Below are 26,409 nucleotides of genomic sequence, written 5' to 3'. Positions count from 1 at the left end.
GTTTTTATGGTACTTTACGATCTTTTTCGGCTACCCTCCCGTCAAAGTCGAGAGCAACCATTACAAAAGGAATTTTGAATTCAAAATCCCTCCATTACTTTGTATTATTTATTTTTTTTAGAATTAAATCAAGTTTCAGATCAAGTTCATTTATTTTTTTATTGGATTCTTTTATCTCCTTCTCCTTTTCAATTAGATGTAGTGTTAATTCTTCAATAATTTTTTGCTGTGCTTTAATCGTCTCACTTACAGAAATTCCATTTTCTTCAATGTTTTTAGCGTCTGCGATTCCTGGTAAGTGCTTGTTTGCTTTGATGTAGGTTTCTAACTCTCCTAGCGTTCCAACTTTATAGCCTTCTTCAAATACATAATCTGGCCAGTCTCTTGTTTCTACTTTTACTTCTCTTGCACGAATGTTGCCGTTAACAGAAAGTGCTTCTTTTGGGGTGATTGTTCCAATACCTACGTTGCCGTTTGGAAGAAATGTCATTTTTACAGCTTTAGCCGCTATAATTGAAAAAGGATGATTTGTGGACGTGCCGACCATTCCTCCGGCTGGCGCTCCAAAAAATCCGTTTTCATGAACCCAAGATCCAGTATTAATGTTATTCGACGTTAGGATTGATTTTGCGTCTGTATAGCCGTGCACTTCCATTACCTTAGTCCAACCGTCGTTGTTTTCTGGAGTTGTTGTGCCGATACCTACATTACCTGATGATACACGCAACCCACCACCACCGATGTCTACAAAACTTTTACCATGAAGCGTTCCCGGATCTAGTATAATGCCTGTATCCCATTGAAGCTTCAATTGTTGATACGGTGCAACCCAATCACCAGCAGTTCTGTAAATTCCATAATTTAGCGGTGCTGGACCATACCAACTTATCCCAGATGGCTCTGTTGATCCATTTACATCATTAAAAGTAATCTTAGCGGTGGGGTTTGTTGTACCGATACCCACATTGCCACCCATAATGGTAAAATTCCCATCGGTTTTCATTCCGAAATATTTTGTAGTAAACTGTCCATCAACTCCAAACATGTTCTGAAAACCCTTTTGCGAAAATAAAACAGTTGAGTTCGGAAATGGTGAATTTGAACTCGTTATAACGGTCGATTCAATTTGTGCATCACCTTTAACTTCTAACTTGTGTGTTGGACTATTTGTCCCAATACCCACATTCCCATTTGCAGGGAATGTGTTTTGTGCTAACGATGCATAACCAGCGCCGAAAATAAGAGCAGTTAATAAAATTTGTTTTTTCATATTATTTTTTTGTTTGATTTTCATTAAAAAATTCTTTTTATCATCGTGAAAAAGCCTGTCAACCTACGCTCAAGCCACGATACTTTTGGGAGTATAATCTTTCCGTTATTATATTTTTCTATAAGGAGGGAATCACCCTGATACTTGCACAGTTTGCCATCTAAGCGCCCGTTGTTATAGAAACCTGTTTTTAAAATCTTTCCATCCACGTCATATTCCATAAATTCCCCATCTATGCTTCCAAATTTGTAATGCGTAACCGATTGAAGTATGCCATCCTCTGTCCAAGCACGCCAAGCACCATGCTTTAAACCCGTTTTAAATGTGCCTTGAACTTTAAGGTTGTTGTTGTTATAATATTCGCTGTAATCTCCATCCAACAATCGCCCACTAAAGCCCCCTTGGGTATGGTTAAGCACATTACCACTATACCAGAAATAGTGTTTTTCCAAATTGGTGTGCTCAATTTGCTTTTCAGCAGGTAGTAGATGAAAAACAGCCTTACCCCAAGAATAATTAACCGTGTGGCTATAGGATTGTAGAAGTGCAGATGTTATGCTTTTCTGTGCAAATGCTTGTGTTACAAAAAGCATTGTGAAAAACATCATGAAGCTTGTTTTTTTCATTGTCTTTTAATCGATATAAATTTGCTTGCCTTTTGATAGGTGACTTTTACAGAATCACCAACGAACTTGTTAATTTTAAGGCCACTAGCCTGCTCACCTTCACTAAGCATCGTTTCATGTCCGTTTACACTGAAAATACCTACCTTTTTTTTACTTTGAGGATTAAGGATATAGCCTAAAAAGAGTATGCCATACCAATTAATTTCAGGTTTGGTGAAGGCCGTATTTTGACTTGATTGGCTGACGATCGGATGCTCATCAAGAGGTTTTTCTTCAGGAGCATCATCGAAACCCCTAAACGGATCAGGGTAATCTGCATGAAGAGAATAGGTGTCTTGGCTATGATCGATTAATTTAAAATAGCCCTTTCGAGAAGAATTGTTCGAGCTTATTGGTGTGGTTTCATCGCCTGTAGTTGCTGCGTATATTCTATACCCGATGATGCCCCAAACCGCTATTACGCAACAAATTAGAAGATAAACTGATTTTCTATTCTTCATTATTGTATTGTAAAAGTTCGGTAATCGCTAAAACTGCTTTTATTTCCTGCCTTATCTATCGCTCTGGTACGCCACACAAAGGTTTCGCCTTGTGTGCCACTGCTAATGGTTTGTTCATTTGTAGTCAAGAGCGCTGGGTAATTGGTATTGTAAAGGGTAACGGAATCTTTTTGGTACAAATACAGCTCATACTTTTCTGCATCTGTAACCTTATTCCATAAAAGCTTTGTGGGCAGGGTGATGGTTTGTTTGTTTGCTGGAGAAACTAAATCGGGCTTTGATGGCGCTGTTACATCATAAACCAAATTCCTTACCACGCTCCATTTCGATACCTCGGAGGTACTTTCTGCGCGCACTCGATACTGATAAGCACCTTCCTTTAGCAGCTTATGAAGAAAAACTGTATTGTCGCTCACCGCGTTTAGGGTCAGCTTCGTTTCATCGGCAAAGTTCTGATTATCGATTTGAAGCCTGTATTGACTTGCACCAAAAAGTTTAAGCCAACTAAAACTAATATTCGCATCGGATGTATAGTAAACATCGGTTGGAGTTGAAAGCTGTACGGATTGCTCTTTTAATGAGGACGGATGGATAACAAGCGAATTTGTGGTATAACTGCTTACGCTGCTTCCATTTTCCGCTCTTACCCGCCACTCATAATTTCCTGGTTCAAGGGTAAATGTAAACTTGTCCGTTTTAATCAACGTGTCCAGTACAAATTTTGAAGCATTGCTAAATTTCGGCGCAACAACCTGTAGCCGATAGCCCAAAGCGTCTGCCTGCGGTTCCCACCAAAAAGTTTGCTGGTAAATATTGGATTCGGATTGATTGGCCGGAGAAATGATGACTACCGTTCGGCTCGTAAGTGAGGGTTCAATAAACTCGGTACAGCCGTAAAAAAGTGTACAGATTAAGGCCAATAAACCCAGGGAGTTTATTTTATTTAAACGAATCATAATTAAAGGGGTAAGAATGGATTAAGGAGATGAATGAGTTGAAGCGATGCCCCTAAACATAAAATAAATGAGGTTGCAAGTTTTGGATATGTCAATATCTCCCCACCTTTCCGGTGGCGCTTGATGATGATATCGCTTTTTTTCTCCATAAATGCTTTTTTATAGATGGTGCCGAAGATAATCTTAAGATTTTCAGTACCCTTTAACGAAATGGCATTACCATCAATAGAAATGATTTTAGAATCGTTGATGATGAAAGATTTATGTACTCTTGAAAATTCATGCTCGGGCAAGCTATCTTCCATTTCTTTCATGGTATTATAACAGCAAAACTTCTTATCCCTTTCCAAATGAAGAATAACATAATTTTGCAAGGCCTCTATATAAATGAGGTCGTTACACTTAATCAATACCTGTTTAATCCCTTTCGAATCTGCCTTTATAAAAAAACAATCCGAAATGGGTTGCAATCTGGGCAGTTTAGGATGGTGAGCAAGCTGAGTGATGTGATCAAACTTGTTAATGCATTTTACGAAACGATTAAAAGAAATTGGCTTAAGCAGATAATCAAATGCCTGATATTCAAAAGCTTCAAAAGCTCTGTCAATTTGATTTGATACGATGATTATTGCGGCAAATTGCCTAATTCGCTCTAGCCATGTTTCGTTGTTTATTAAAAACTTATCGTCTATAAACACAATTTCTGGTCGTAAGGAATATACCGGATCGAAGCTTTCGGGTTTCTGCATAGAATAGCCCTTAAGCTCGGTAATTGGATAATTATTAATCAAACCACAAAGCGGTTCAACAGAAGAAATTTCCCCTATAATGTAACAGTTAATCATTAACAATTGAATAAATGCTAGAATAGAAATACAACAACAGGGAAAGATTACAGACTCAACAGAATTAACTGATAATGAGAAATGTATTCGGGAAACAGGTGTAGTTGATTAATGATACAACCCATTTAGATTTATACAAATATCGAGATTATTTTTCAGACCGCGCAATAGAAGCATCCATGCCCAGCTGTATATTAACTACTACATTTGTCGCCATTAATCCCAAAATTAATTATATTTATTTTTTAATGTAATAATATGAGCCAGCAACAACCAAACAACTTACAGCGCTCCATCAAAATCATGATGTTTGCGTATTTGTCCCTATTTTCTAATCAACTGTTCGCCCAGAAAGAATTAAGTCCAAGACAAACCTATCCGGGCTTATTCGAGCAGGTGCAGATGGCTAGAATTTATCCCGACAGTAAATCATTCGCTGATGCCATCCCAAAAATGCAACCCACGGCTATTATGCTTGATTACAATGCGCAAAAGAAATTGAAGGATTTCAACTTAAATGCATTTGTAAATCAGCACTTTTCATTGCCCGAAAATCACAACGCCGTTTATCAATCGGATATTAGCGCTGGTATTGAAAAACATTTAGACACCCTATGGACGGTTTTAAAAAGAAACCCCGATACTTTGTCTGCATTCAAAACCTCTTTGCTCCCACTGCCTAAACCCTATATCGTGCCGGGCGGTCGGTTTAGGGAGATTTATTATTGGGATTCGTATTTCACCATGTTGGGATTGCAAAAGGCAGGAAAAGTGGAAGTGATTAAAGATATGATCGACAACTTTGCTTTTCTGATTAATAAATATGGCTTTATTCCGAACGGAAACAGAAGCTATTATTTAACCCGTTCGCAACCCCCATTCTTTGCGGCCATGGTTCAATTGCTCACTAAAGACAATCCTGATGTTAAAATCAGCGATTATAAAGATGCCTTGGAAAAGGAATATGATTTCTGGATGAAAGGCGCTACAAACTTAAAAAACGGCACTGCTGTGAACCACTCGGTAAAGTTGTTGGATGGAACTGTTCTGAATCGCTATTATGATGCAGGCGACCAACCCCGCGAAGAATCGTATAGGGAAGATGTAGAATCGGCGAAATTAACAAAGCAACAACCATCTGTTTTTCTTCGTAATGTACGCTCGGCGGCCGAATCTGGCTGGGATTTTAGCAGCAGATGGTTTGCTGATGGAAAAAGCTTTAACCAGATTATCACAACCGACCTATTGCCTGTTGATTTGAATACCCTACTTTATAATTTGGAACTCGCTATTGCTGAAGCCAATACACAAAAGGGCGATGCAGCAAAAGCACAGCTATTTACCGCAAAGGCCAATAAAAGAAAGGCCGCCATTTTGAAATACTTTTGGAATCAACAAGAGATTTTTTTTACCGACTACAATTGGAAAACCAAACGTCAATCTGCACAACTTACCTTAGCTTCATCTTTCCCGTTATATTTTAATATCGCTACAGAAAAACAGGCAAAGGCCGTATCAGATAAAATCAAGAAAGATTTCTTGAAAAAAGGAGGCTTAATCTCGACATTAACCACCACCAAAGAACAATGGGATGCACCAAATGCTTGGGCGCCTTTGCAATATATAAGTATTCAAGGGCTATACAATTATCGTTATAAGGAATTGGCAGATGATATTTCCGATCGCTGGGTGAATCAAAACATTGCGGTGTTTAAAGAAACTGGAAAATTGATGGAGAAATATAACGTGGTAGAAACCGATAGTAAAGGTGGCGGCGGCGAATATCCTTTGCAGGATGGATTTGGTTGGACAAACGGTGTACTTTTAAAGCTATTGAAAAAGTAATTTAAACGCAATTGAATTAGATGCACCGCCATTTCGAGCATAGCGCAGAAGTCTTTTAAAGATATTTTGGTTCATTTTTCAAATGATCCCATTATTTCGCTACGCTCAGTTGAGAGTACGGATTATCGACAGGTGAAATTGAAGGTAGTGGAGAAATCATTGAACTGTGGTGGATTAAAAATCCACAGCTCTAGGGTCGAGAAAAAATTTCTCGACCAACCCTAGGGTGATTTTACTGTTAATTTCAAAGATCCCATTATTTCGCTACGCTCCAGTTGAGCGTACGGATTATCGACAGGTGAAATCGAAGATAGTGGAGAAATCATTGAACTTAGGTGGATTAAAAATCCACAACTCTAGGGTCGAGAAAAAATTTCTCGACCAGCCCTAGTTTTGCGATGGAGGTTCTTGCACTTACCAACGTGTAATAAACCCGGGCGGTACGGAAATCCTTTTACCAAATCCCTTTTTCAGGGATTTAAGGTAAAAGATTGAAGAGAGCACGGGACTGCCGGAACCGATTAGTAGGCACCTGCTTTCCAATTAAAAAACAATAAAAAGTATTATTAGCTATTTTCGATACCAGTTAAGCAGAAGATTCAAGCAATTTTAATTGCTATCAAGGTGCTGAAATAAATTCAGCATGACGAACGAGTTTTAAAAGATTTTCAAAATGCATCGCTATTTCGACGATAGCGGATGCGCTCCAGTTGAGCGGACGGATTATCGACACGTCATATTGAAGGTAGTGGAGAAATCATTGAACTTTGTTTGGTGGATTAAAAATCCACAGCTCTAGGGTCGAGAAAAAATTTCTCGACCAACCCCAGGTTGATTTTACTCTTAATTTCAAAGATCACTTTATTTCGCCTCGCTCAGTTGAGCGGATGGATTATCGAAACGTCATATCGAAGGTAGTGGAGAAATCATTGGACTTAGGTGGAATAAAAATCCACAGATCGAGCTAGGGTCGAGAAAACATTTCTCGACCAACCGTAGTTTTGCGATGGCGGTTCTTGCACTTACCAAAGTGTAATAAACCCGGGCGGTACGGAAATCCTTTTACCAAATCCCTTTTTCAGGGATTTAAGGTAAAAGATTGAAGAGAGCACGGGACTGCCGGAACCGATTAGTAGGCACCTGCTTTCCAATTAAAAAACAATAAAAAGTATTATTACCTATTTTCGATACCAGTTAAGCAGAAGATTCAAGCAATTTTAATTGCTATCAAGGTGCTGAAATAAATTCAGCATGACGAACGAGTTTTAAAAGATTTTCAAAATGCATCGCTATTTCGACGATAGCGGATGCGCTCCAGTTGAGCGTACGGATTATCGGCACGTCATATTGAAGGTAGTTGAGAAATCATTGAACTTAGGTGGATTAAAAATCCACAGCTCTAGGGTCGAGAAAAAATTTCTCGACCAACCCCAGGTTGGTTTTGCTCCTAATTTCAAAGATCCCTTTATTTCGCTACGCTCAGCTGAGAGGATGAATTATCGACAGGTGATATCGAAGGTAGTAGAGAAATCATTGAGCTGTGGTGGATTAAAAATCCACAGCTATGGGGTCGAGAAAAAATTTCTCGACCAACCCTAGGTTGGTTTTAATCCAATTTTCATTTAAGCTTGTCGAAACATCTTTCCTAGGATTTCGACAAGCTTTTTTTTAATTACGAATTACTAATTTTTATTGGTGAGGAGGATCGTTTTATGCTCTACACCAACACCAGTAATTTTTAACGATTTCCACTTTGATGGCAAAACACTCGGAACTTGAACAATGCCTTTGGCTGTGATGTCAATTCCTCCAAATCCCATCAATACGCTTTGTAAAACTCCTCCGGCTCCGGTAGCGAAGTATGGATTCGTACCCCCCTTGGTTTCGGCAATTACCCTAAATGGTGGATTCAAATTTGGTTGATAAGCTTCGTTAAAATATTGGTAAGCCTTATTTGCATTTCCTGTTCTTGCATACAAAAGCGCAAAAATTGCATGCGTCATCGCTGGTGTTCCTTCATCCGGAATTCTGGTTTCGTAGTATGCTAAATCTTTAACAATCTGATTTTTATCGGTAGTAGATTTGAGTGGGTAAGCGAGTAAGTTCACATCCGCTTGTTTAATACCTTCACCTTTGTAAGTGGCATGCTCTTTGGTGACGCCGTCGGGAAAGCTTAAAATGGGGATATTTTTTTCTACCAATGCCCAATCTTTATTTTGCGGTAAGCCTAAAATGGCGGCTGCCGAATTTGCGTTTTTTAAATTCAATTTCGCAGCAGCATTGGTAAAGGCATTATTATCAACATTTTCTGCCCATTCGTCGGCCGCTACCACGTTCTTTATGTCATACTGATTGTTTCCATTTCTCTCTACCCTACTGGCCCAAAAATCTGCGGTTGCTGATAGCATTGGCCAACCTTTCTCTTTGAGCCAAACCTGATCTTGGGTTACACAATAGTAATTCCAAGCGGCTAAAGCTACATCGGCAGATATGTGATGCTCAAATGGTCCGCTCAACGCCCAAACTGGTGTTTCTTCTACTCCACTATCTGCACTTTCCCAAGGGTACATTGCACCTTTAAATCCATGAGAAAATGCATTTCTTTTAGCGGCTTCTAAGCGTTCAAATCTGTATTCAATTAAAGATTTTGCAATGTCAGGATGAAGAACAAGTAAAGCCGGGAACATCCAAATGTCGGTATCCCAAAATACATGTCCGTTATATCCCAAACCCGATAAGCCCATTGGCGAAAGTGAATAAGCAGTTCCTGCACGAGAGAAAGATGTGAGGTGATACAACATGCTGTGCACATCTTGTTGTGCTTGTGGATCTCCATCTATCAAAATATCCGATTTCCATAATTCATCCCAAGCGGCATTGTGGTATTTAAGCAAGCGATCGTGCCCTTCTAACTTGGCAAAAATAGTCATTCTTTCGGCTTCATTCAATGGATCAGCATGTTGAGCGGAACTGATTGTGCTGCCGATGATGGAATAAGTATAGCTTTCGCCAGCTTTTAAGTTTTTGCTAAACTTCATTAAATGACTATTGTTATCCCACATTTCGTGGATGATTTTTGGTTCGCTAGCATGTGGCTCTGTAAACAAAAAACTATTTGATGCACAAAGTTGTAATTTACCTGTCGGGCTTTTGGCTGTTGAGGTAAGCAAACTTAAAGTTACATGCGGTCGATCGATTTCATTGTAATAATTTTCTACGTCACGCAGCGCATCTGGGGTTTCCATCACACTGGCAGCACTCAACTTTAAATCCTCGTTCGCGGTAACTGTCACATCCATTAATACCGTGTAGGGCAAATGCCGAAGCGCATAATAGGTGTATTTAATATTGGCTTTTTTACCGAAAGTTAATTGCGAGGTAAAGGCGGCGTGCTTCATATCCAATTGTTGTTGCATATTGCTGGTGTTTTGCTCATCCAATCTTCGCCCATCAATTTCCATGTACATATTAAGTAGATTGAAGCCATTTAAAAAATTACTCACCCGCCCGCGACCATAAGTATCAAAAGTGCCTGCCAACACAACATTTTTTACTTTAAAGGGCTGTGGAGATGAAACAATACCAATCATCCCATTGGCGGTAGTGATCCCAAAATACTTGTTAGGGTCTATTTTTTGAGCGTTTAGTATCCAAGGATCCTGAGCATTTGAATGGAATGTAGAGAGTAATAGCAGTAGTACAAATATGTTTTTTTTCATAGATACATCATTTATGAAGGAAGTGTAGCAAACAAAAGGCTGAATTGCGATTAAATTATAGGATAAATAATCGCAATATCAGCCTTAAATAATCTGGCTTTATTAACTGTTAGTAGCCAGGGTTTTGTTGAAGATTAGGGTTACCCAGTTGATTGTCTGGAATTGGAAAAACTAAATATTTCGCTGTGCTTGCTGGTTTTTCTTGCCAAGCATCAAGGAATTTTCCAAAACGAATTAAATCTTGTCTTCTAAAGCTTTCCCAGTACAATTCACGTCCGCGTTCGTCTAATAAAATATCTAATGTTAAACTACCCAAAGCAGAAGCACCTCTAACGGTTCTCAATGAATTTACAATTGTTAATGCTGGAGCCGATTGGCTGGTTCTTAATTGGGCTTCGGCCTTCATTAACAACACATCCGAATAACGGAAATAAACCCAATCGTTATCTGGTTTCTTAGAACCGGTATTTGCATAATCAATAGGATATTTTATTACACGGATACCTGCAACTTCCAAGTGATTTGGATCGCGTTCAATGATGGCCACTTCTGGTGTAAAAGCTAATGGATTACCCTTTCTATCTTTCAATGCTACACCATTTTGATCAAATTGTTGGCCTACAAGGAAACCAACTCTTATGCCCGAGACATTTGTTTGACCGGTATAGGCACTACCTCTTCTTTTATCAGTCGCTTCGAATTTGTTATAAAAGTTAGACAATGAGGAGAAACCATTGTAGCCATTTGGATTTTGATTGTAATGTAAGGTACATTTCCATTGACCATCTAAATCACTTCCTGATGAACCAGCTATGTTTTGTGCTGTGAAGATATTTTCTTGAGAAAGCACATTATTTGTTGGCGCAAAATTATCGAAATAGTTGGCATTTAACACATATCCACCTGTAGCAATCTCATCAGCTAATGTAATTACTTTTGCCATATCTGCAGCATCGAAGGTTGGTGCAGCACGATTTAAAAAAGCACCTTTATTTAAATAAACCTTCATTAACAGCACTTTAGCTGCATTTTTGTTTGCCAAGTTTGCTGGTCCATTTGGTAAATCTGGGATTATGGCATTTAATTCAGCAATTAAATATGCAATCTCATCGGCTGCATTTCTAACTCTTGATGGTTTAGTAACATCTTCACCTGCATCTCTATAAGGAACCTGACCCCATCCATCTAGAATAGAAAACTGAGCAAAGGCACGTAAAAAACGGGCTTGTGCAGCCTGTGCTGGGGTTGGATTCGCGCCCAACACGCTGGTTGCTACATAGGAAATACTATTCAAGTCTCTAAAAACATCAGAGATTCTTGAATGATCAGGTGCCCATTTATGCAAGTGCAATGAGCGCCATGCACCATTATCGTCCCAATCGCCTGCACGGGTAGGCACAATAAGCTCATCAGATGTAACTTCTTGCAAAGCCGACCAATTCCATGGTGCTTGGTAGGGACCAATCATCGCCGCATAAGTTGCGCCCAATAAACTCGACACATTTCCACCACCAACACCTGAATTGCTTACCTGACCGTTTAAGTTTTCATCTAGCTTGGTACAAGCCGAAAAACTTAAGGCCACCACAGCTAATCCAATTATATATTTATTTTTCATGTCCGTATTTTTTAAAATTAAAGAGAAAAATTAACGCCAAAATTGAAGGTTCTTGCAGTAGGATACGCTGTATAGTCTATCCCTGCTGATGGCACCCCACTTACACTTTTGTTTACATTCACCTCTGGGTCAAAACCTGTGTAATTCGTGATTACGAATAAATTTTGACCATTCACATAAATGTTAAGTGATTTGATGGCCTTGCCAACGTTTCCAAAATTATAGTTCAACGTCGCATTTGCCAATTTCAAATAATCACCTTTCTCTATGTATCTTGATGAAGCTGCGATTGGATTTGCAAGCGATTCTGCAACTGGCAAACTTACCAATGCTGAAGAAATGTTTCTGGTACCTAAGTTAGAAATTGCCAAAACAGAGTTTGCAGTATTGTTGTAGATGCTTTGTCCGAAGGCACCATTAAAGTTCGCCGTGAACGATAGTTTTTTGTATCTGAAGTTAGTACTCAAACCCATAATTACTTTAGGATTTGGATTGCCCACATAATAGTTTGTGAAACCATCATCTGTATAAATTGAGAAACCATTTGCATCTAAGCCTTTATACTCTCTTGTCACCATCGCAAATAATGGAAGTCCATTTTGAATAACCTCAGTTGTTACACCACTTAAACCTTGTCCGTTTAAGGCACCTGTTTTAATTAAGCCCGAAATGTTTTGAACTTTGTTTTTAATAAAGGTAGCATTACCACCTAGTGACCAAGAAATGTCCTTAGTTTCTAAAATATTCCCGTTCAGGGTCAATTCTAAACCCTTATTGATGATTTGGCCTGGTAAGTTTACCCAAGTTGGCACATTTCCACCAACAGCTGGTACAAATGAAATTTGTGGGAACAACAAATCATTGGTTTTCTTGTAGAAATAATCAATTGATCCAGTAAGCTTGGTTTTTAAAAATCCGAAATCTACTCCAATATTCGATTGCTCGTCTGATTGCCATTTTAGATTTGGATTGGCGTTATTGATGGCAACTAAAGTTGGTGCACCGTTCGAGTTTCCAAAATCATAGCGTTGTTGCGCAGAGCCGGATGGGAAATCTTGATTACCCGTTTTTCCATAGCCTACGCGAAGTTTAAGTTGATCTACCCATTCTGTGTTGGCCATGAAACTTTCTTTTTTAATGTCCCAAGCAGCAGCAAATGAAGGGAAGTAACCATAACGATTAGATTTACCAAATTTGGTAGAACCATCCGCCCTAAATGTGGCTGTTAAAATGTACTTGCTGTCGTAATTAAAAATTGCCCTTGCAAAATAAGATTGCAGTTCGGTTGTTGGGTTGTTAAAAGCCGAGAAAGTACGGTTTGCAGGTGCTGTTGTTTGAAAGGCATCTGTATAATCTGCATCAATATTACCGAAACCAGTTGCTGTATTTACGGTTCCTTTATTCATAAAATTGGAATACTCGTAACCGATGATGGCATTTAAGTTAAGATTACCAACAATTTTTTTGTTGAAGTTTAAGGTATTGGTAAACTGTTGTGTTACCAACTCAGTATTGGAATAACTGGCATAGCCACCCAAGAAAGTACCATCTGGTTGAATCCCTTGCAGGTTTAAAGTGCTACGGGTTGATGCTCTTCTGATCCCTGTGCTATAATTTACGCTGGCCAACATACGATACTCCAACCAAGGTGTAATTTTATAATAAGGTGATACGCTTCCTAAAATGGTCGAAACTTTTGCTTTATCATTATTTGCAGCCAAAGCAGCAAGCGGATTAATGGTTGTTGAACCATAATCAATAAACAGGCTACCGTCTGAATTATAAAAAGATTGGGTTGGATTCCACGATAACGCCTGACTAATCAAACTACCTGTAAAACCCGCATCCGTTGTAATTGGTGCAATCTGTTCTAAGTATTGGTTGCTAATCATGTTCACATCCAGACCTAACTTTTTGCTTTCCAAAAATTTGAAGTTTCCATTAAAACCTGCACTGTATTTCTTAAAATCAGTTGTTTTGATGATACCTTGTTGATCTTGGTATCCAAGTGAAGCACGAAATGTGTTTCCATTTGTACCACCGCTTATGCCCACAGAATAGTTTTGGTTATAGGCTGTTCTAGTGATTGCGTCTAACGCATCTACACTGGAACCGAAATTTCCGTTTGTTAAGCCGTATTTCGCAAGTGCTGCACGGTACTCATCGCCAGAAAGTACATCTACTCTTCTTGCGATATTGCTCACTCCTGCCGATGCACTGAAATCGATCTTGGTATCTCCAGATTTACCCCTTTTAGTGGTGATTAAAACCACACCGTAAGCCGCACGCGATCCATAAATTGCGGTTGCAGATGCATCTTTTAAAATCTCCATTGCTTCAATGTCTGCTGGATTGATGAAATTCAGCGGGTTTCCATCGGGTGCGGTTCCAATACCTGCACTTGCTGACGGTCTTGCCGATCTTCCGTCTAAAGCAACTCCATCCACAACGTAAAGCGGTTGCCCTGTTCCTGTGATGGCAGAGTTACCCCTGATTCTCACTGTAGAAGCACCCCCTGGTTGTCCGCTATTATTAATCATTTGAACACCAGCAACTTTACCCTGAATTAACTGATCAGGTGCGTTAAGCGGTCCTTTGTTAAAATCCTTTGCCGATACTGTTGTTGCTGCTCCTGTTAAATCACTCTTTCTTACTGAAGCATAACCCACAACCACTACCGCATCTAAGTTATTGAGTGAGGCCAGTGTAATGTTTACCACAGTTTGGTTATTAACACTTACGGTTTGGGTTTCAAAACCTACAAAGCTTACAATTAGCTTTGAAGTTGTGGAAGGCACGCTAATTTGATATTTACCCTCAGCATCACTTTGGGTTTTGGCACTTGTTCCTGATACCTGTATCGTGGCACCAACTAAAGGCAATTTATCGTTATCTAAAATCACCCCTCTTACAACGCTTTGTGCAAAAGCCGCTGTGCTTAAAAAGATCATAAAGAAACTCAACAAGGCAAGTTTCTTAAATGCATACAATTTCTGTTTTCTAGGTAAAACAGACCAATTACTTGGTAGAGTCATATTCATAATGGTTTTATTTTAATTGGTTAGAAAAATTAATTTGTTTGTGTTTTTGTCCTCAATTTCAAGGTGGTTGATAGTTGTTGCTCATTTTCTTCGTTAATAATTCGTTAATAGTTTAATTTTATATAAGGGATTTGGTTTTTCAATTTTCATTTTGGCGACTTCAAGGGCTCTAACGACGCATTTGTCAATTGATTTTTCTTGGATGAAGGCAGATAAAAACCCCGACCAGAATGCATCGCCAGCTCCTGTAACGCCTACCGCTTTTTCTACGGCCAATGCTTGCTCATGTTTCCAGGCTTCGCTTTTGGTTTTGTACCACACGCCGTCTTTTCCGCAGGTTAGGCAGATTACCTCTGCCTGTAATGAATTTAGCCATTCAATAGATTGTTCAATGGATAATGGCGCTCCAACAAAGCGTTGCAAATCATCTACACTAATTTTCAGTAAAGGTGCTAGCGCCATCACTTCATTAAAAATCACTTTCCCATCATCGGTATGCCATATAGATGGAGCAAAATTCCAATCTATAGATATGAATTTGCCCATATCTCTAGCTTTCTGGAAGGCCGTTAAAATGCTGCCTCTAGCGGGTTCTTTGCTTAATGCAAATGCGGTTGAGTGAATAATTGTAGCACCTTCGATGGCTTGGTCATCCACTTGTTTTATGTCTAAATCGGCGCTTCTGTAGGGGATAAAATCTGGCGTGTGTTCATTTTTTGCCACTAAAACAATGCTGGTTTGTCGATCAGTGGAAAGATTGATATAAGTGTTTGCGATGCCTACCGTTTGCAGTTCGTTTATTAAAAAGGTACCTAAGTTATCATTTCCAACGGATGCAACCAATTCAGCATCAACGCCCAGCCATTTCAAATTGGCGCACAAATTTGCAGAGCTTCCACCTTGATTAGTCGAGAATTGTGCGGCAAAAGCAAGCGATTCGATATTTTGATCTGATATGATATCAACCAACAACTCTCCCACTACCAAAACCTTTTTCCCAGAAATCGTTCCTTTTGGATTCATTTTATCCTTCATTAAAATTGAAAAGTTTACTAAAGTTATTTCCCGCTAGTGCATGTTCAGCAATGATTGCCCCCGCGGCACTCCAAGTACAATTGGGTACGCCGCAAGGATTTAAAGTATTGCCTTGCAAGCATTCATTAAATAAATCGGCTTTGCCATTGGCCTCATGTAAAGCGGTTAATAGCTTCTTTGCAAAGTCCGTTTCATGGTTTAGGGCTAATGCCGCCACCAGCCAACCATTCCATACAGGCCACAAGCCGCCGTTGTGGAAATAGCCAGGCTTATTTCTAAATGTATAGGCATAATTGTTTCTTAGTTCATTCATGTCCGTATCATTTTTTTCAATCGTTGGATAAAACGACGGCAATATTGCTTTACTCACTTGATGCCTTTGCTTCATGTATTCAATCACCGAATAATTCTGCTCCGAATCGCCTATCCCCATTAAAAGACAAAAGGTATTGGCCTGTAAATCAAAGTAATTGTAAATACGAGATGGATTAAAGCCCATCAACCAAAAGGCTTTCGACGCGTTGCTCATTTGGTGAATTAAGTTTGGCGCATAGGCATTGGGTTGTCCTTCTGTTTTCCAATAATTTGCCTGTACAACGGAAGTAATTCTTGCCGCCTTATCAATCCATAAAGGGTTAGGCGATAATTTTGTTGCCAACTTTAAAGCCCAAATTCGAAGCAATTGATCAAACAAGACGTAACCATGCTGAAGGTATTCATCGGCCCAATCGCCACTTTGAGGGACATAAATCAAATGCTTCCCGTTAAACTCCCAAGTATCAAGAACCGCAAAACACCGCTCTATTTCATCTTGATATTTTACCCAAAGACTTCTATCCTCAGTTAATATAGAATAAGCACTTAAGCCGATAACCGCCCATGATGGATTATCTGCACGACCCGATGTACCGCCATAGCTCACTGTTCCATCTTGCGGCGAAACATTAGAAGGCATACAACCATCGCCTTTTTGATGATTGAACAGTGTTTCCAAGGTAGCCTTAGCCGTTTTGATCAGGTTTTCATCGCCACTGAGCAATGCCGCTATGCTGGTAATCACCCCGTCTCTGATCCAAACGCGTTTATAGTTATCGTGTTCTTGCACGGCTGCAACAAATCCTGAAGGAGTTGTGGCCTGATGCAAAAGACTTAGCGCTTGATTATAAGATTGTTTATTGACCATTATACTACTTCTGCGCTATCTTTTTTATTAATTAAAAGCACCATAAACCCTGCTATGGCGATTAAACTTCCTGCAAAAATGATTGCATTTTCAGGGTTATGACCCAAAAGGTATTTATATACATATTTAAATGTAATCGTTTCCAAAAGCATCGGAATTACGATAAACATGTTCAAAATCCCCATGAAAATTCCTGTCTTTGCTTTCGGGATACTGCCTGCGAGCATGGCATAGGGTGTTCCCATCATACTTGCCCAGGCAATGCCTAAGCCGATAATCGGAATAACCAATAAAGCAGGATTGTTAATGAATGGCAGCAGTGCCAAACATGCGCCACCGAAGATTAAGCTAACCAGATGTACTTTCTGTGCGGTTATTTTTCTTGCAAAAAAAGCAAGTGGAAAGGCCACCAAAAAGGTAACCACGTTATAACCCCCATTAACAGTTCCGGTGAGCAGTTGCGCTGAAGCAAAGCCATCAGATGTGCTATCCGTAGTATTGTACAAGGTTTTGGCTAAGCAAAGTGTGATAAATTGCCAATACACAAACATGGCATACCAGTTGAAAAGATAAACCACCCCAAGTTTCCTCATGGTAGATGGCATGACTTTAAAAGCCTCGAAAATATCTTTGAAAACAATTCCAATTCCGCCTTTTTCGGCTTTTATTTTTACAATTTCTTCTTTCGATAATGGAGCTTCTTTCGTTTTTAAACAACTGAACATAATTGAGCCAATAGAAACCACGCCACCTATAAAAAATGCGGCGTAGGTAGTATAAGGAATATTGTTCCCACTTCTGGAATGAATGCTGATTAGGCCAGCGGCAATTAAAATACCAGGGGTTAAATTGGCTAAGGTAATACCCAAACCCGTAAAAAAACTTTGTGTTAAAAAACCGAGCGAGTGCTGTTCTGAGGGCAATTTATCACTAACGAAAGCCCGATAAGGTTCCATGGTGATGTTATTACCAGCATCCAAAATCCACAGAATACCAGCTGCCATCCAAATGGAACTGCTATAAGGCATTAAGAAAAGACAAATGCTACAAATGATTGCGCCGATTAAGAAATAGGGTCTCCTTCTTCCAAATTTACTGGTTGTTTTATCGCTCATGGCACCAATAATTGGCTGAATAATTAAACCGGTCATAGGTCCGGCTAAGTTTAACAGTGGAATTTGATCGGCATTTGCGCCCAAATAAGAATAAATTGGCGTCATGTTGGTTTGTTGCAAACCAAAACTGTACTGAATACCGAAGAAACCCAGATTCATGGCAATGATTGAACCGAAATTCAACTTGATGGCTGATGATACTTGATCAACTTTGTTTGCGGGTGCAGCAATCATCTTCTAATTAATTAAGTTTAAAAATTAACGCTTGCCACGGTTTAAGCTGAACCGAATTTTTACTTGTAAAAGAATTGCCTGCATAATTATTAAGCATCATCTTCGCTTTTGAAACATTTATACTGCTATCAATTGGATAGGTTAAATTTTTTGTAGAGAAATTAAGCAACACCAAAACCTCCGCTTTTTCCTCTGTTCTGGTGTAGCAATACACATCTGGATTTTCGATATCGTAAACTTTGTAGTCGCCATAAATTAAAACGGGCGATGATTTTCTCAGTGTAACAATCTGTTTAAAATAAGAAAGCTCACTATTTGGGTCATTTTCTTCAATCGCAACATTTACCTTTTGATAATTCGGATTCACGCTGATCCAAGGCTGCCCTGTGGTAAAACCAGCGTTCGCGCTAGCATCCCATTGAAAAGGTGTGCGTGCATTGTCTCTTGAGAAGCGCTTTTGCTTTTCCATAAAGACCTGCATGTCTTCACCTTTTACCTCTGCGCTTTTATAAGCATTAATCGTTGCAATGTCTCGGTAACCTGATATATCATTAAATTTTACGTTGGACATGCCAAGTTCATCTCCATTGTAATAAAATGGCGTACCTCGCATGGTCATAATTAACGTGGTTAACAATTTCGAAGCATAAGATCTAAATTCAGGCTCATCATTTCCGAATTTACTTACCATTCTAGGTACATCGTGGTTGGCTAAAAAAATGGCCAACCAACCCTGATCAGCAAAAGCATCATCCCACTTGGTAAAGGTTTTTTTTAAGTCGGTAAGTTTGTAGCCTTTAATATCATTGCCAATATCCATAACTTCAAAATGATAGGCCATGTTTAATTCCTTACGGTCGGCATCTACAAGATCATGTGCATCGGCTAAAGTACTTCCCGCGCCTTCTGCAACCGTCATCACATCATATCTGCTGATCACCTTCTGGTTCATTTCCTTTAAATAGCTGTGCAAGTTTGGTCCCATCCCATAATACTTGATGATGTTCTTTTCATAGCCTTCAGGATATTTTTTCCAAGTGGTGTCTTTTGAAACGTATTGAAAAGCATCCATCCTCAAACCATCAATGCCTTTATCCAACCAAAATTTCATCATATCGTAAATCTCATTGCGCAATTTTTCATTCTCCCAATTCAAATCGGGTTGTTTTTGAGAAAAGTAGTGCAAGTAATAAGATTTTGTATTGGGTTCGTATTTCCAGGCATCGCTGTTTACATCGAAAAAGCTGTACCGAGGCGTCGGCGTGCCTTTTTCTTCTGGCCACCAATGGTAGTAATTCCTATACGGACTTGTACGCGATGTTTTCGCTTGCTTAAACCAGTTGTGTTCATCGCTACTGTGGTTTAATACCATATCCAATACCAGCTTAATTTTGCGCTTGTGCAAGCCTGCTAGCAGCTCATCAAAATCTTGCATGGTTCCAAACTCCTGCATAATGTTGCGGTAATCGCTAATGTCGTAACCATTGTCATCATTGGGAGAAGAAAAAATTGGATTTAACCATACTGCGCTGATACCCAAGCTTTCCAGATAGTCGAGTTTAGAAATTATGCCTTTCAAATCACCTACCCCATCGCCATCACTATCTTTAAAACTCCTTGGATAGAGCTGGTAAACCACCGCTTCCTTCCACCAGGTCGGCCGTTTCACTTCGCTATTTTTAACACCCTGCTGCGCCAGACTCGGCAAAGCCCAAAATAGCAGGCAGATAAAAACAAGACGAATACAATTTCTCATAAATTCGATTTTACTAATAGACGAGTCAATACGCTAAGACATCAATCTAAACAATAATTAATATTTGGTTAAACTGCAGAATGATCCTCATCAAAGTATTTGACTAAAACCTCATTCGTTGTTGTAAATTAAAGATAGGATTTTAATCAATTTAAAATTACAACATGTGTCGATTTAATACCGCAAACGTTTGCGGAAACATTTGCGGAAATGTTTGCTGTGGAAAACTTATATTTGATTAACCAAATGATGTTATGAGACAAAACGCAACCTTAAAAAAAATTGCTGAGCGACTGAGCCTAAGTATATCAACCGTTTCCAGGGCATTGAAAGATCACCCAGACATTTCAGCCGAAACAAAGAAAAAGGTAACCGAACTTGCAGATTTGTTAGAGTATGACCCCAATCCCTATGCGGTAAATCTCCGTACACATAGCAGTAAGGAATTTGCGGTGGTTGTGCCAAGCTTATCAAATTTTTTCTATCACTCTTTCATTCGATCTATTGAAGAGGAAGCTCAAACCTTAGGCTACTCTGTAATCATATATCGCTCGGCAAATGATCCAAAAATTGAGCAAAATATTTTAAAGAGTTGCAGACATAAACGGGTATCGGGTATTTTTATAGCCATTACAACCGAAACAATGGATATGGAACCTTTTTTAAAATTGGATGTACATGGCATCCCCGTTATTTTCTTCGACAAAGTCCCGCAATACGAATCTTGCAATAAAATTTGTGTGGGCGACGATCACGCGGCGAGCCTGGCTGCTGAAGAAATATTGAAAAGGGGAACTGAGAATGTATTGGGAATTTTTGGCCATTTGAATATGTCAATCACGAAAAGCCGCTTAGAAAAGTTTATTTCGGTGCTTAGCCAGGCTAACGATCACATCAACCTGAACGTTGTCCATGCCAGCAGTGCCGATGAAGCTGAACAACTTACACTTTCTTTGATACCAAACTATAAAAAAAAGAATTTCGTCATTTTTTGCATGAGCGACGAGATCTTGTCTGGTACAATGAAAGCCGTTCAAAGAAAGGGTTTAAGTGCTCCGAAAGATTTGGGTATAATTGCCATTAGCGACGGTATGATTCCGAAACTTTTTTATCCTGAAATTACCTATGCCGAAACCAGTGGTTACAATTTAGGTAAATTGGCTTACGATAGAATGATGAAATGTATTGCTGGAAGTTCTTTCGCACAAACCATCATCGATGAATCCAAACTTGTTACAGGCGGTTCAATGTAAAACTGCCATCAGCTTAAACTAACGGAAATACGACAGCTGATCATTATGCTTATTTATTTCCTGATTGGCGGACGATAATTCGAGCATAGGTAAACGTAAAACTTCCTGATAGGCTTGCCATTTCTTTTAATAATGATTAAGGGCAATTGTTGTACAGAACTAAAATAATTCTTTAATTTTTCGGCATCTGGATTGTTCATTGCCATATCTTTAAACCTCGGATCAGAATCAACATAAATCGCACTTTGGCCAGCCAAATGGCTTAAGTCAGTACCTAAAAAATCGAATTCTAAAGCGGGCTCTCCAATAACATTCTGTGCGTAAACAAAATCTTTGCTGTAGAGATTGAGCTCAGCGGAGGTTTTATAATTATCATCAGAGAACACAAAATTTGCTTGGTGTTGCTTTTGTACGCTGAGTACCTGTTTTGAAAGATCTTCCCAACCCACCCAAGTATCATCTGACTTTATGTGCACAGGGTAAAAAACAACTTCAATAATTAACGCTAAGTGTACAACAAGCGCCACTATCATTTGCCACTTAAACCACTTTTCACTCAAATAGGCATTAACCCACAGTATTCCAGTAATGTAAGCGGGCATCATCCAATTAATTTTTACCCAATAGATGGGAGAAATGATTAAGAACAAACCAAAAATGGGGAGAAAAAAACTTAAGAGAAATAAATCGTTGGCGGGGATTTCGGCAACTTTCTTTCCATATTTTCTAGCTAGCTTGTAAAGCCCGAAAAAGAGAGCAATAAAAAGTATGGGCATTAAAAGAGCGAGTTGGTGCCCCAACAAACCAAAAATGAATTTGGGTTTTATTGAAAATGCTGTGATTTGCCCCACACGCTGAGAACCTTGAAAGGCAAAGGAGGCAAAATTGTGTTGAATGTTCCAAATAATGACCGGAGCTGAAAATATAACCATAGTTAGGCAAGTAAGCCAAGGCCATACCGTCGCCAATTTTTTACGATGCGATGCGGATAGGATTAAAAATAAAAGGAGGCCAAATGGTAAGAAAACAGCGGTGTACTTGCTATCGAAAGCCAGCCCCATGGCCATGCCGGCAACAATCCACCACACTCTTTTATTAGTAGTAATTGCCTTATACGAGAACAAAAGCGATAATGTCCAAAAGAAAAGTAAAGGGGTATCGGGCGTAGAAACCAGCGATAAAATACTAACCATCAGGGTCGACAACAATAGCATGGTTGAACGAGCCGCCTGGGCTTTTGGATAGAAAGATAAAGCAAGCTTGTAAAAAAGGATAACCGTACCAATGGTTAAGATAGAATCTGCAAGTTTTATGGCGATGACATTTGAACCGAGCGCCCAGGTAAACAGGCGCAAAAGCATCGCAATTGCTGGAGGGTGATCAAAATAAGAAAGCGCAGGATGTTGGCTGTAGAGATAATAATAAGCATCTTGTGGCATTGGCCCCATCAAAAATATAGATGCAATTCTAACTAGAACGATGGTCACTAAAGCATAAAGCAAAAAGCGCTTTTGTGATACCCTTTTTTCAATTTCCATACGATGAGCTTAGTTTGATGTATTTCAAAAGGTTTAAGCAAATCTAGGATAACATTCTGAAGACATTTAGAAGATAAATCTTTCTGCGATAAAAAGGGAAAATCATCAGAAACCTCTTTTGCCAAACCAAGCCATTTTACGTGCTTGCAGGAACATATAAGAGGTTTCCGACAATTTTCTTTATGATTCTTTGAAGAAATTATTTAAACTTCAAGTTCAAGGAAACGATATTGGAAACTAAGCTGGTAGAGCGAGAATAGTGGCCATAACGCAATTCCAGCATATTTAATCGCTGCCAACCAAATACGCCTTTAGGTGGCGCAAACCGAATACCCGCGCCATAAAAATCGCTTGTTAGTGTAGATAAATCGTAATCGCTCGTAAAGTATTGTGCAGATGGCGCGTGTTGCCCATAAGCTGCAAAATACCTTGTGCCTATTTGGTTGTTGTAACGATAGAATGGGCTAATCGAAAAGAACGCATTCAATTTAACGGGTACCTCGAGTTCGGCGGTGTGCGCTCTGATTCCCCAATTATCCATATAATACCTGTAGAAAGTACGAATAACGAAACGATCGTTTAAAAAGTAATTCATTCTCAAACCTATCGGAAGTTTATATCGCTTATCTGGCAAAGTTTCCGAACGTAGGGATCCATCTGTAAAATAATCTCGCTGGTATTTGGTTGCAAGTAAACCTTTTTGGTAGGATGGCTCTACGATTAACGCCGCTTGGAACTTCTCATTAATTACTTGTGATATCGAAAAAGATGCACTAAATGAATTTCTTGGCGCTGTATCATATTGCCCATGTCCCCTGCCCTCATTTCCCGTTCGCAACTCTACGGGTAGAATAACGGTCCACTGATCTAAAAAAGCCTGAAGCTTAAAGTCGAATTGGGTGTTTTTATCTTTCGATAAACGCGTTAAATTAAATGCTGCTCCTAGCGATTGATAATCAAATTCTGTAGAATAAGAACCAGTGAAACCAAATGAATTTCCAGTTTCTTCATTAGAGTGTGTCCAATTTAAAGAAGGATAAATACGTGTGTCAGCAGATGATGCCGAAGAAATTGTACTAGGATCGATTTTGTCTGATGATGCTGATGTATAATGATCTACACCCAATTCAAATACAAATGTATTTTTTTTGCCTTTTTTATTAAACTTCGACATTTGCAGATCGATGGTGTTCGCGAAATCGCTCAGATTTTCTGTGCCAATACCACCCGTTACGGCAGAATTGTTCCCATTTTGGTGGTAATATGCCGAAACTAGGTTAACCTCATCAACTTTTAACTTTCTTGACTGATATTTGCTGCTATCTGTTTTTGCAGGTTCTGGTCTGCTCTGTGCATAAGTGCTTAATATACCGAAATATAAAAAGAGCACATGAAGATAAATTTTTCTCATTTTCTAATCTGAATTAATTACAGCCGCAACCACCGCCACTTTTTCCACCATTGGCTCCAGAAGCACCTTCACGGTATAGCTGAAAGCTCTGTTCAAATTTCTGTGACTTTCTGGCAGAAAGAATCATATCTGAATCGTTGATCTTATTTTTTTGATAAGCTTTGACACTGCTGCATGCTGTTAACATGCAACTTAAAATGCATGTGGTGAGCATAGCGCACAAAAATGTTTTTGAAATTTTCATATTATATCACATTAATATTGTTTGAGGTATGTACATGATCCTGATCGTCTATAACGATGCAGGCCACTTGTTTTATTTGATTAACCAGGTCTAAACCTACTTTTACACCCATCACTACAACGGGTGTGGCGAGTGCATCAGCAAGTTCTGCGCTCGGGCAGATGATACTTACACTTTTAATTCCACTTACGGGCAAGCCAGTTTTAGGATCTATGGTATGCGAATATCGCTTTCCATTAATGGTAACGTATTTTTCATAACTCCCAGAGGTGGCAATGGCCATATCGCCGATTTTCAGCGCAGAAAATGGTCTGTCGGTTTGATCAGGGTCGGCAATACCAACCGTCCACGCACGCCCATTGGCTTGCGTTCCCCAGGTGATGAGGTCTCCGGCAGCATTCACAATTCCGCTTTTAATGCCTAGCTTTTGGAGGGTGGCTTTTGCCCGATCTGCTGCATAGCCCTTTCCTATTCCACCAAAGCCTATCCTCATGCCCTTGTTTTTTAAAAAAACAGTCGATTTCTTCTTATTTAAAATTACATTTCGGTAATCGATTAAGCCAACAGACGCTAGCGCAGTTTCTTCATCGGGAAGGCTTGTCATGTTTTGATCAAAGTTCCAAAGGCGTTTATCTATAGAACCATAAGTAATGTCGAATGCGCCATCCGTAATTTCAGAGATCCTGATGGAACGTTCAATTAGGTTAATCACTTCTTCATCTACCTTGACCGCTCGCAAACCCGCATGCTCGTTAATCAGGCTGGTTTGGCTCAGTTCATTAAAGGTGGTGAGTAGATTTTCTATTCTGCTCACTTCTGCTATCGCCTGATCTATCGCCTCATTTCCATCTTGCTGATTTTCAGCAATTACTGTAAATTCAAAGCGATTCCCCATGAGTTTTAGTATTCGGTTTACAGAAAGGAGCTTCGGCATGGGGATCTTATTTTTTCAGTATCGCCACTTCATTAACAAAGGCTTGTGCCGTTTCATTTGGAAATCCATCCCAAGTTTTAAGCACTTTGCCATTCTCATCAACCAAAACGGTATATGGGAAATGTCCATCCTTATTGTACAGCTCTGCTAAAGATTCATTTAACTTAATCTGTTCTTTGCTCAGCTGATTTTTCTTTTGTCTCGGAAAGTCGGCTCTAACCAAAATAAGATTTGATGCGGCATATTTTTCAAAGCTTTCTGATTCTAGAATCTCTGAACGTAGGCGGATGCAGGGTCCGCACCAATCAGAACCTGAAAAATTAATTAAAATTTGTTTGTGTTTAGCTTTTGCTTCTTTTTGGGCTTCTGAAAAGTTTCCCATCCAAGTTAATGGAATTGCGAAAAAGCTTAATAGGGAGATAAGAAGTAATTTCATAGTATTTTAAGAGAAAACTTTTAAAGTTGTACCTGTAAGTTGTGTGTTGTACACGGTTAATGAACGTGAGGCTGGTCCGTTAGTTACTGCACCATTCTCTCCAAACGTAGCGCCATGATTTGGACAGAAAAAACGACTGTTGGCTGATTGGTAAGTTAAGGTATAACTCTCGTGTGTACAAGAACGCTGAACAGCAATATAGGTACCTGCATTTGTTCTTGCAACGATTACGCCGTTTGAAACCAACGACCCTCCATTGGTTAGCAATGCTGCGTTAGCCGCTAAGGATAAATCGAGCGTGAAATTTACACCTGTAGGTCCGGTTGTATCAGTTGTGTTGGTACTTTCGGTTTTCTTACAACCGATGCAGTTTATTAAGGCGAAAGCAGCGGCACTCATGCCAATGCTCTTTAGGAAATCTTTTCTGTCCATATTTTTTTATAGTTAAAATCAGCAATGCAATTAAATATACAAATCGATTCCTAATGGATAACCACCAAGTAACGAGAAGCTTAAATTTGAAAAAAAGAGTAAAAATTTTATCTATAAAAAGGCTTTATTTGTCCATCCGCTATTGATCATTCTATCCTGGGATGGTGGACAAAGAAATAATCTCATGTAACAAAAATATGGATAAAGTCTGAAGACATTCTGAAGATTTTATTTTTTTTTGTTAAATATTTGTTAATTATGGCTTAGTGCGTTCGTAAGCGAAATAGTTTTGGTTGAGTTTGGGGACTTAACTTGGGTGGATTAAAAATCCACAGATCTGCGGTCGAGAAAACATTTCTCGACCAACCGAACGATTTTATTCTTTTTTGTTAAATATTTGTTCATTATGGCTTTGTGC

General features: G+C 39.2%; 20 protein-coding genes and 1 pseudogene. 2 read left to right on the top strand and 19 right to left on the bottom strand.

Going from position 1 to position 26,409, the window contains the following annotated elements; all coding sequences use genetic code 11:
- Window positions 1-94: 94 nt before the first annotated feature.
- The 5 genes from DHW03_RS03245 to DHW03_RS03225 are packed head-to-tail and all read right to left on the bottom strand — an operon-like array spanning window position 95 to window position 4,197.
- On the bottom strand, window positions 95-1,270 hold the full coding sequence (locus tag DHW03_RS03245) for a hypothetical protein (RefSeq protein WP_133248492.1): 1,176 nt from the start codon (window positions 1,268-1,270) through the stop codon (window positions 95-97).
- A 23-nt stretch (window positions 1,271-1,293) separates the two neighbouring features.
- Entirely contained in the window at window positions 1,294-1,896 is a 603-nt protein-coding gene (locus DHW03_RS03240; RefSeq protein ID WP_109924291.1) for a toxin-antitoxin system YwqK family antitoxin, read from the bottom strand.
- The gene (locus DHW03_RS03235) at window positions 1,893-2,396 is read right to left on the bottom strand and encodes a hypothetical protein (protein ID WP_109924290.1); all 504 of its coding nucleotides are present in this window, start codon (window positions 2,394-2,396) and stop codon (window positions 1,893-1,895) included. The genes DHW03_RS03240 and DHW03_RS03235 overlap by 4 nt, the downstream gene beginning before the upstream one ends.
- The gene (locus DHW03_RS03230) at window positions 2,396-3,352 is read right to left on the bottom strand and encodes a fibronectin type III domain-containing protein (protein WP_109924289.1); all 957 of its coding nucleotides are present in this window, start codon (window positions 3,350-3,352) and stop codon (window positions 2,396-2,398) included. The genes DHW03_RS03235 and DHW03_RS03230 overlap by 1 nt, the downstream gene beginning before the upstream one ends.
- Before the next feature lie 2 nt (window positions 3,353-3,354).
- Entirely contained in the window at window positions 3,355-4,197 is an 843-nt protein-coding gene (locus DHW03_RS03225) for a LytR/AlgR family response regulator transcription factor (protein WP_109924288.1), read from the bottom strand.
- A 258-nt stretch (window positions 4,198-4,455) separates the two neighbouring features.
- On the opposite strand from DHW03_RS03225, the gene treF reads away from it, so the two are divergent.
- Entirely contained in the window at window positions 4,456-6,042 is a 1,587-nt protein-coding gene (treF, locus tag DHW03_RS03220) for an alpha,alpha-trehalase TreF (RefSeq protein WP_109924287.1), read from the top strand.
- 1,682 nt (window positions 6,043-7,724) lie between these two features.
- On the opposite strand, the gene DHW03_RS19665 is transcribed toward treF, so the two are convergent.
- The 8 genes and pseudogenes from DHW03_RS19665 to DHW03_RS03180 form a co-directional block, all read right to left on the bottom strand.
- Complete coding sequence (locus DHW03_RS19665; RefSeq protein WP_394340901.1) at window positions 7,725-8,243, bottom strand: hypothetical protein; 519 nt, start codon at window positions 8,241-8,243, stop codon at window positions 7,725-7,727.
- A 30-nt stretch (window positions 8,244-8,273) separates the two neighbouring features.
- Window positions 8,274-9,761 (bottom strand): annotated as a pseudogene (locus tag DHW03_RS03210) (glycoside hydrolase family 65 protein); the annotation flags it as partial.
- Between the two features lie 109 nt (window positions 9,762-9,870).
- Window positions 9,871-11,379, bottom strand: a complete 1,509-nt coding sequence (locus tag DHW03_RS03205; protein WP_109924284.1) for a RagB/SusD family nutrient uptake outer membrane protein — start codon at window positions 11,377-11,379, stop codon at window positions 9,871-9,873.
- Between the two features lie 17 nt (window positions 11,380-11,396).
- A complete protein-coding gene (locus DHW03_RS03200; RefSeq protein ID WP_240618459.1) occupies window positions 11,397-14,414 on the bottom strand; it encodes a SusC/RagA family TonB-linked outer membrane protein in 3,018 nt (1,005 codons plus the stop codon).
- A gap of 99 nt (window positions 14,415-14,513) precedes the next feature.
- Window positions 14,514-15,443, bottom strand: a complete 930-nt coding sequence (locus DHW03_RS03195) for a carbohydrate kinase family protein (protein WP_165825348.1) — start codon at window positions 15,441-15,443, stop codon at window positions 14,514-14,516.
- Window position 15,444: 1 nt separating this feature from the next.
- Window positions 15,445-16,638, bottom strand: a complete 1,194-nt coding sequence (locus tag DHW03_RS03190; RefSeq protein ID WP_109924282.1) for a glycoside hydrolase 100 family protein — start codon at window positions 16,636-16,638, stop codon at window positions 15,445-15,447.
- Window positions 16,638-17,987, bottom strand: coding sequence for an MFS transporter (locus DHW03_RS03185; RefSeq protein WP_109924281.1), 1,350 nt, complete (start codon window positions 17,985-17,987; stop codon window positions 16,638-16,640). The genes DHW03_RS03190 and DHW03_RS03185 overlap by 1 nt, the downstream gene beginning before the upstream one ends.
- 7 nt (window positions 17,988-17,994) lie before the next feature.
- A complete protein-coding gene (locus DHW03_RS03180) occupies window positions 17,995-19,743 on the bottom strand; it encodes a glycoside hydrolase family 13 protein (protein ID WP_109924280.1) in 1,749 nt (582 codons plus the stop codon).
- A 254-nt stretch (window positions 19,744-19,997) separates the two neighbouring features.
- On the opposite strand from DHW03_RS03180, the gene DHW03_RS03175 reads away from it, so the two are divergent.
- Window positions 19,998-20,996: a LacI family DNA-binding transcriptional regulator gene (locus DHW03_RS03175; protein ID WP_109924279.1), complete on the top strand. Its 999-nt coding sequence runs from the start codon at window positions 19,998-20,000 to the stop codon at window positions 20,994-20,996.
- A gap of 53 nt (window positions 20,997-21,049) precedes the next feature.
- Here the strand turns inward: DHW03_RS03175 and DHW03_RS03170 are convergent, their stop codons facing one another.
- The 6 genes from DHW03_RS03170 to DHW03_RS03145 form a co-directional block, all read right to left on the bottom strand.
- Window positions 21,050-22,534 (bottom strand): ArnT family glycosyltransferase, encoded by a 1,485-nt coding sequence (locus DHW03_RS03170; protein WP_109924278.1) that lies wholly within the window; start codon window positions 22,532-22,534, stop codon window positions 21,050-21,052.
- A gap of 199 nt (window positions 22,535-22,733) precedes the next feature.
- The gene (locus DHW03_RS03165) at window positions 22,734-23,945 is read right to left on the bottom strand and encodes a DUF3570 domain-containing protein (RefSeq protein ID WP_109924277.1); all 1,212 of its coding nucleotides are present in this window, start codon (window positions 23,943-23,945) and stop codon (window positions 22,734-22,736) included.
- A 13-nt stretch (window positions 23,946-23,958) separates the two neighbouring features.
- The gene (locus tag DHW03_RS03160; protein WP_109924276.1) at window positions 23,959-24,189 is read right to left on the bottom strand and encodes a DUF4266 domain-containing protein; all 231 of its coding nucleotides are present in this window, start codon (window positions 24,187-24,189) and stop codon (window positions 23,959-23,961) included.
- Between the two features lies 1 nt (window position 24,190).
- On the bottom strand, window positions 24,191-25,123 hold the full coding sequence (locus DHW03_RS03155; RefSeq protein ID WP_109924275.1) for an FAD:protein FMN transferase: 933 nt from the start codon (window positions 25,121-25,123) through the stop codon (window positions 24,191-24,193).
- Window positions 25,124-25,130: 7 nt separating this feature from the next.
- Entirely contained in the window at window positions 25,131-25,559 is a 429-nt protein-coding gene (locus DHW03_RS03150) for a thioredoxin family protein (RefSeq protein ID WP_109924274.1), read from the bottom strand.
- 6 nt (window positions 25,560-25,565) lie between these two features.
- On the bottom strand, window positions 25,566-25,991 hold the full coding sequence (locus DHW03_RS03145) for a QcrA and Rieske domain-containing protein (RefSeq protein WP_109924273.1): 426 nt from the start codon (window positions 25,989-25,991) through the stop codon (window positions 25,566-25,568).
- Window positions 25,992-26,409 lie beyond the last annotated feature (418 nt).

The organism is Pedobacter yonginensis, assembly GCF_003173595.1.
GTDB lineage: Bacteria > Bacteroidota > Bacteroidia > Sphingobacteriales > Sphingobacteriaceae > Pedobacter > Pedobacter yonginense.
Note: the sequence above shows the minus strand (reverse complement) of the source record. Positions and strands in the feature narration are given on the sequence as shown.

What these genes read in the sequence shown, in the direction of transcription:
- DHW03_RS03245 (WP_133248492.1), bottom strand. Translation starts at nt 1,270, where the DNA reads ATGAAAAAACAAATTTTATTAACTGCTCTTATTTTCGGCGCTGGTTAT.
- DHW03_RS03240 (WP_109924291.1), bottom strand. Translation starts at nt 1,896, where the DNA reads ATGAAAAAAACAAGCTTCATGATGTTTTTCACAATGCTTTTTGTAACA.
- DHW03_RS03235 (WP_109924290.1), bottom strand. Translation starts at nt 2,396, where the DNA reads ATGAAGAATAGAAAATCAGTTTATCTTCTAATTTGTTGCGTAATAGCG.
- DHW03_RS03230 (WP_109924289.1), bottom strand. Translation starts at nt 3,352, where the DNA reads ATGATTCGTTTAAATAAAATAAACTCCCTGGGTTTATTGGCCTTAATC.
- DHW03_RS03225 (WP_109924288.1), bottom strand. Translation starts at nt 4,197, where the DNA reads ATGATTAACTGTTACATTATAGGGGAAATTTCTTCTGTTGAACCGCTT.
- treF (WP_109924287.1), top strand. Translation starts at nt 4,456, where the DNA reads ATGAGCCAGCAACAACCAAACAACTTACAGCGCTCCATCAAAATCATG.
- DHW03_RS03205 (WP_109924284.1), bottom strand. Translation starts at nt 11,379, where the DNA reads ATGAAAAATAAATATATAATTGGATTAGCTGTGGTGGCCTTAAGTTTT.
- DHW03_RS03200 (WP_240618459.1), bottom strand. Translation starts at nt 14,414, where the DNA reads ATGACTCTACCAAGTAATTGGTCTGTTTTACCTAGAAAACAGAAATTG.
- DHW03_RS03195 (WP_165825348.1), bottom strand. Translation starts at nt 15,443, where the DNA reads ATGAATCCAAAAGGAACGATTTCTGGGAAAAAGGTTTTGGTAGTGGGA.
- DHW03_RS03190 (WP_109924282.1), bottom strand. Translation starts at nt 16,638, where the DNA reads ATGGTCAATAAACAATCTTATAATCAAGCGCTAAGTCTTTTGCATCAG.
- DHW03_RS03185 (WP_109924281.1), bottom strand. Translation starts at nt 17,987, where the DNA reads ATGATTGCTGCACCCGCAAACAAAGTTGATCAAGTATCATCAGCCATC.
- DHW03_RS03180 (WP_109924280.1), bottom strand. Translation starts at nt 19,743, where the DNA reads ATGAGAAATTGTATTCGTCTTGTTTTTATCTGCCTGCTATTTTGGGCT.
- DHW03_RS03175 (WP_109924279.1), top strand. Translation starts at nt 19,998, where the DNA reads ATGAGACAAAACGCAACCTTAAAAAAAATTGCTGAGCGACTGAGCCTA.
- DHW03_RS03170 (WP_109924278.1), bottom strand. Translation starts at nt 22,534, where the DNA reads ATGGAAATTGAAAAAAGGGTATCACAAAAGCGCTTTTTGCTTTATGCT.
- DHW03_RS03165 (WP_109924277.1), bottom strand. Translation starts at nt 23,945, where the DNA reads ATGAGAAAAATTTATCTTCATGTGCTCTTTTTATATTTCGGTATATTA.
- DHW03_RS03160 (WP_109924276.1), bottom strand. Translation starts at nt 24,189, where the DNA reads ATGAAAATTTCAAAAACATTTTTGTGCGCTATGCTCACCACATGCATT.
- DHW03_RS03155 (WP_109924275.1), bottom strand. Translation starts at nt 25,123, where the DNA reads ATGCCGAAGCTCCTTTCTGTAAACCGAATACTAAAACTCATGGGGAAT.
- DHW03_RS03150 (WP_109924274.1), bottom strand. Translation starts at nt 25,559, where the DNA reads ATGAAATTACTTCTTATCTCCCTATTAAGCTTTTTCGCAATTCCATTA.
- DHW03_RS03145 (WP_109924273.1), bottom strand. Translation starts at nt 25,991, where the DNA reads ATGGACAGAAAAGATTTCCTAAAGAGCATTGGCATGAGTGCCGCTGCT.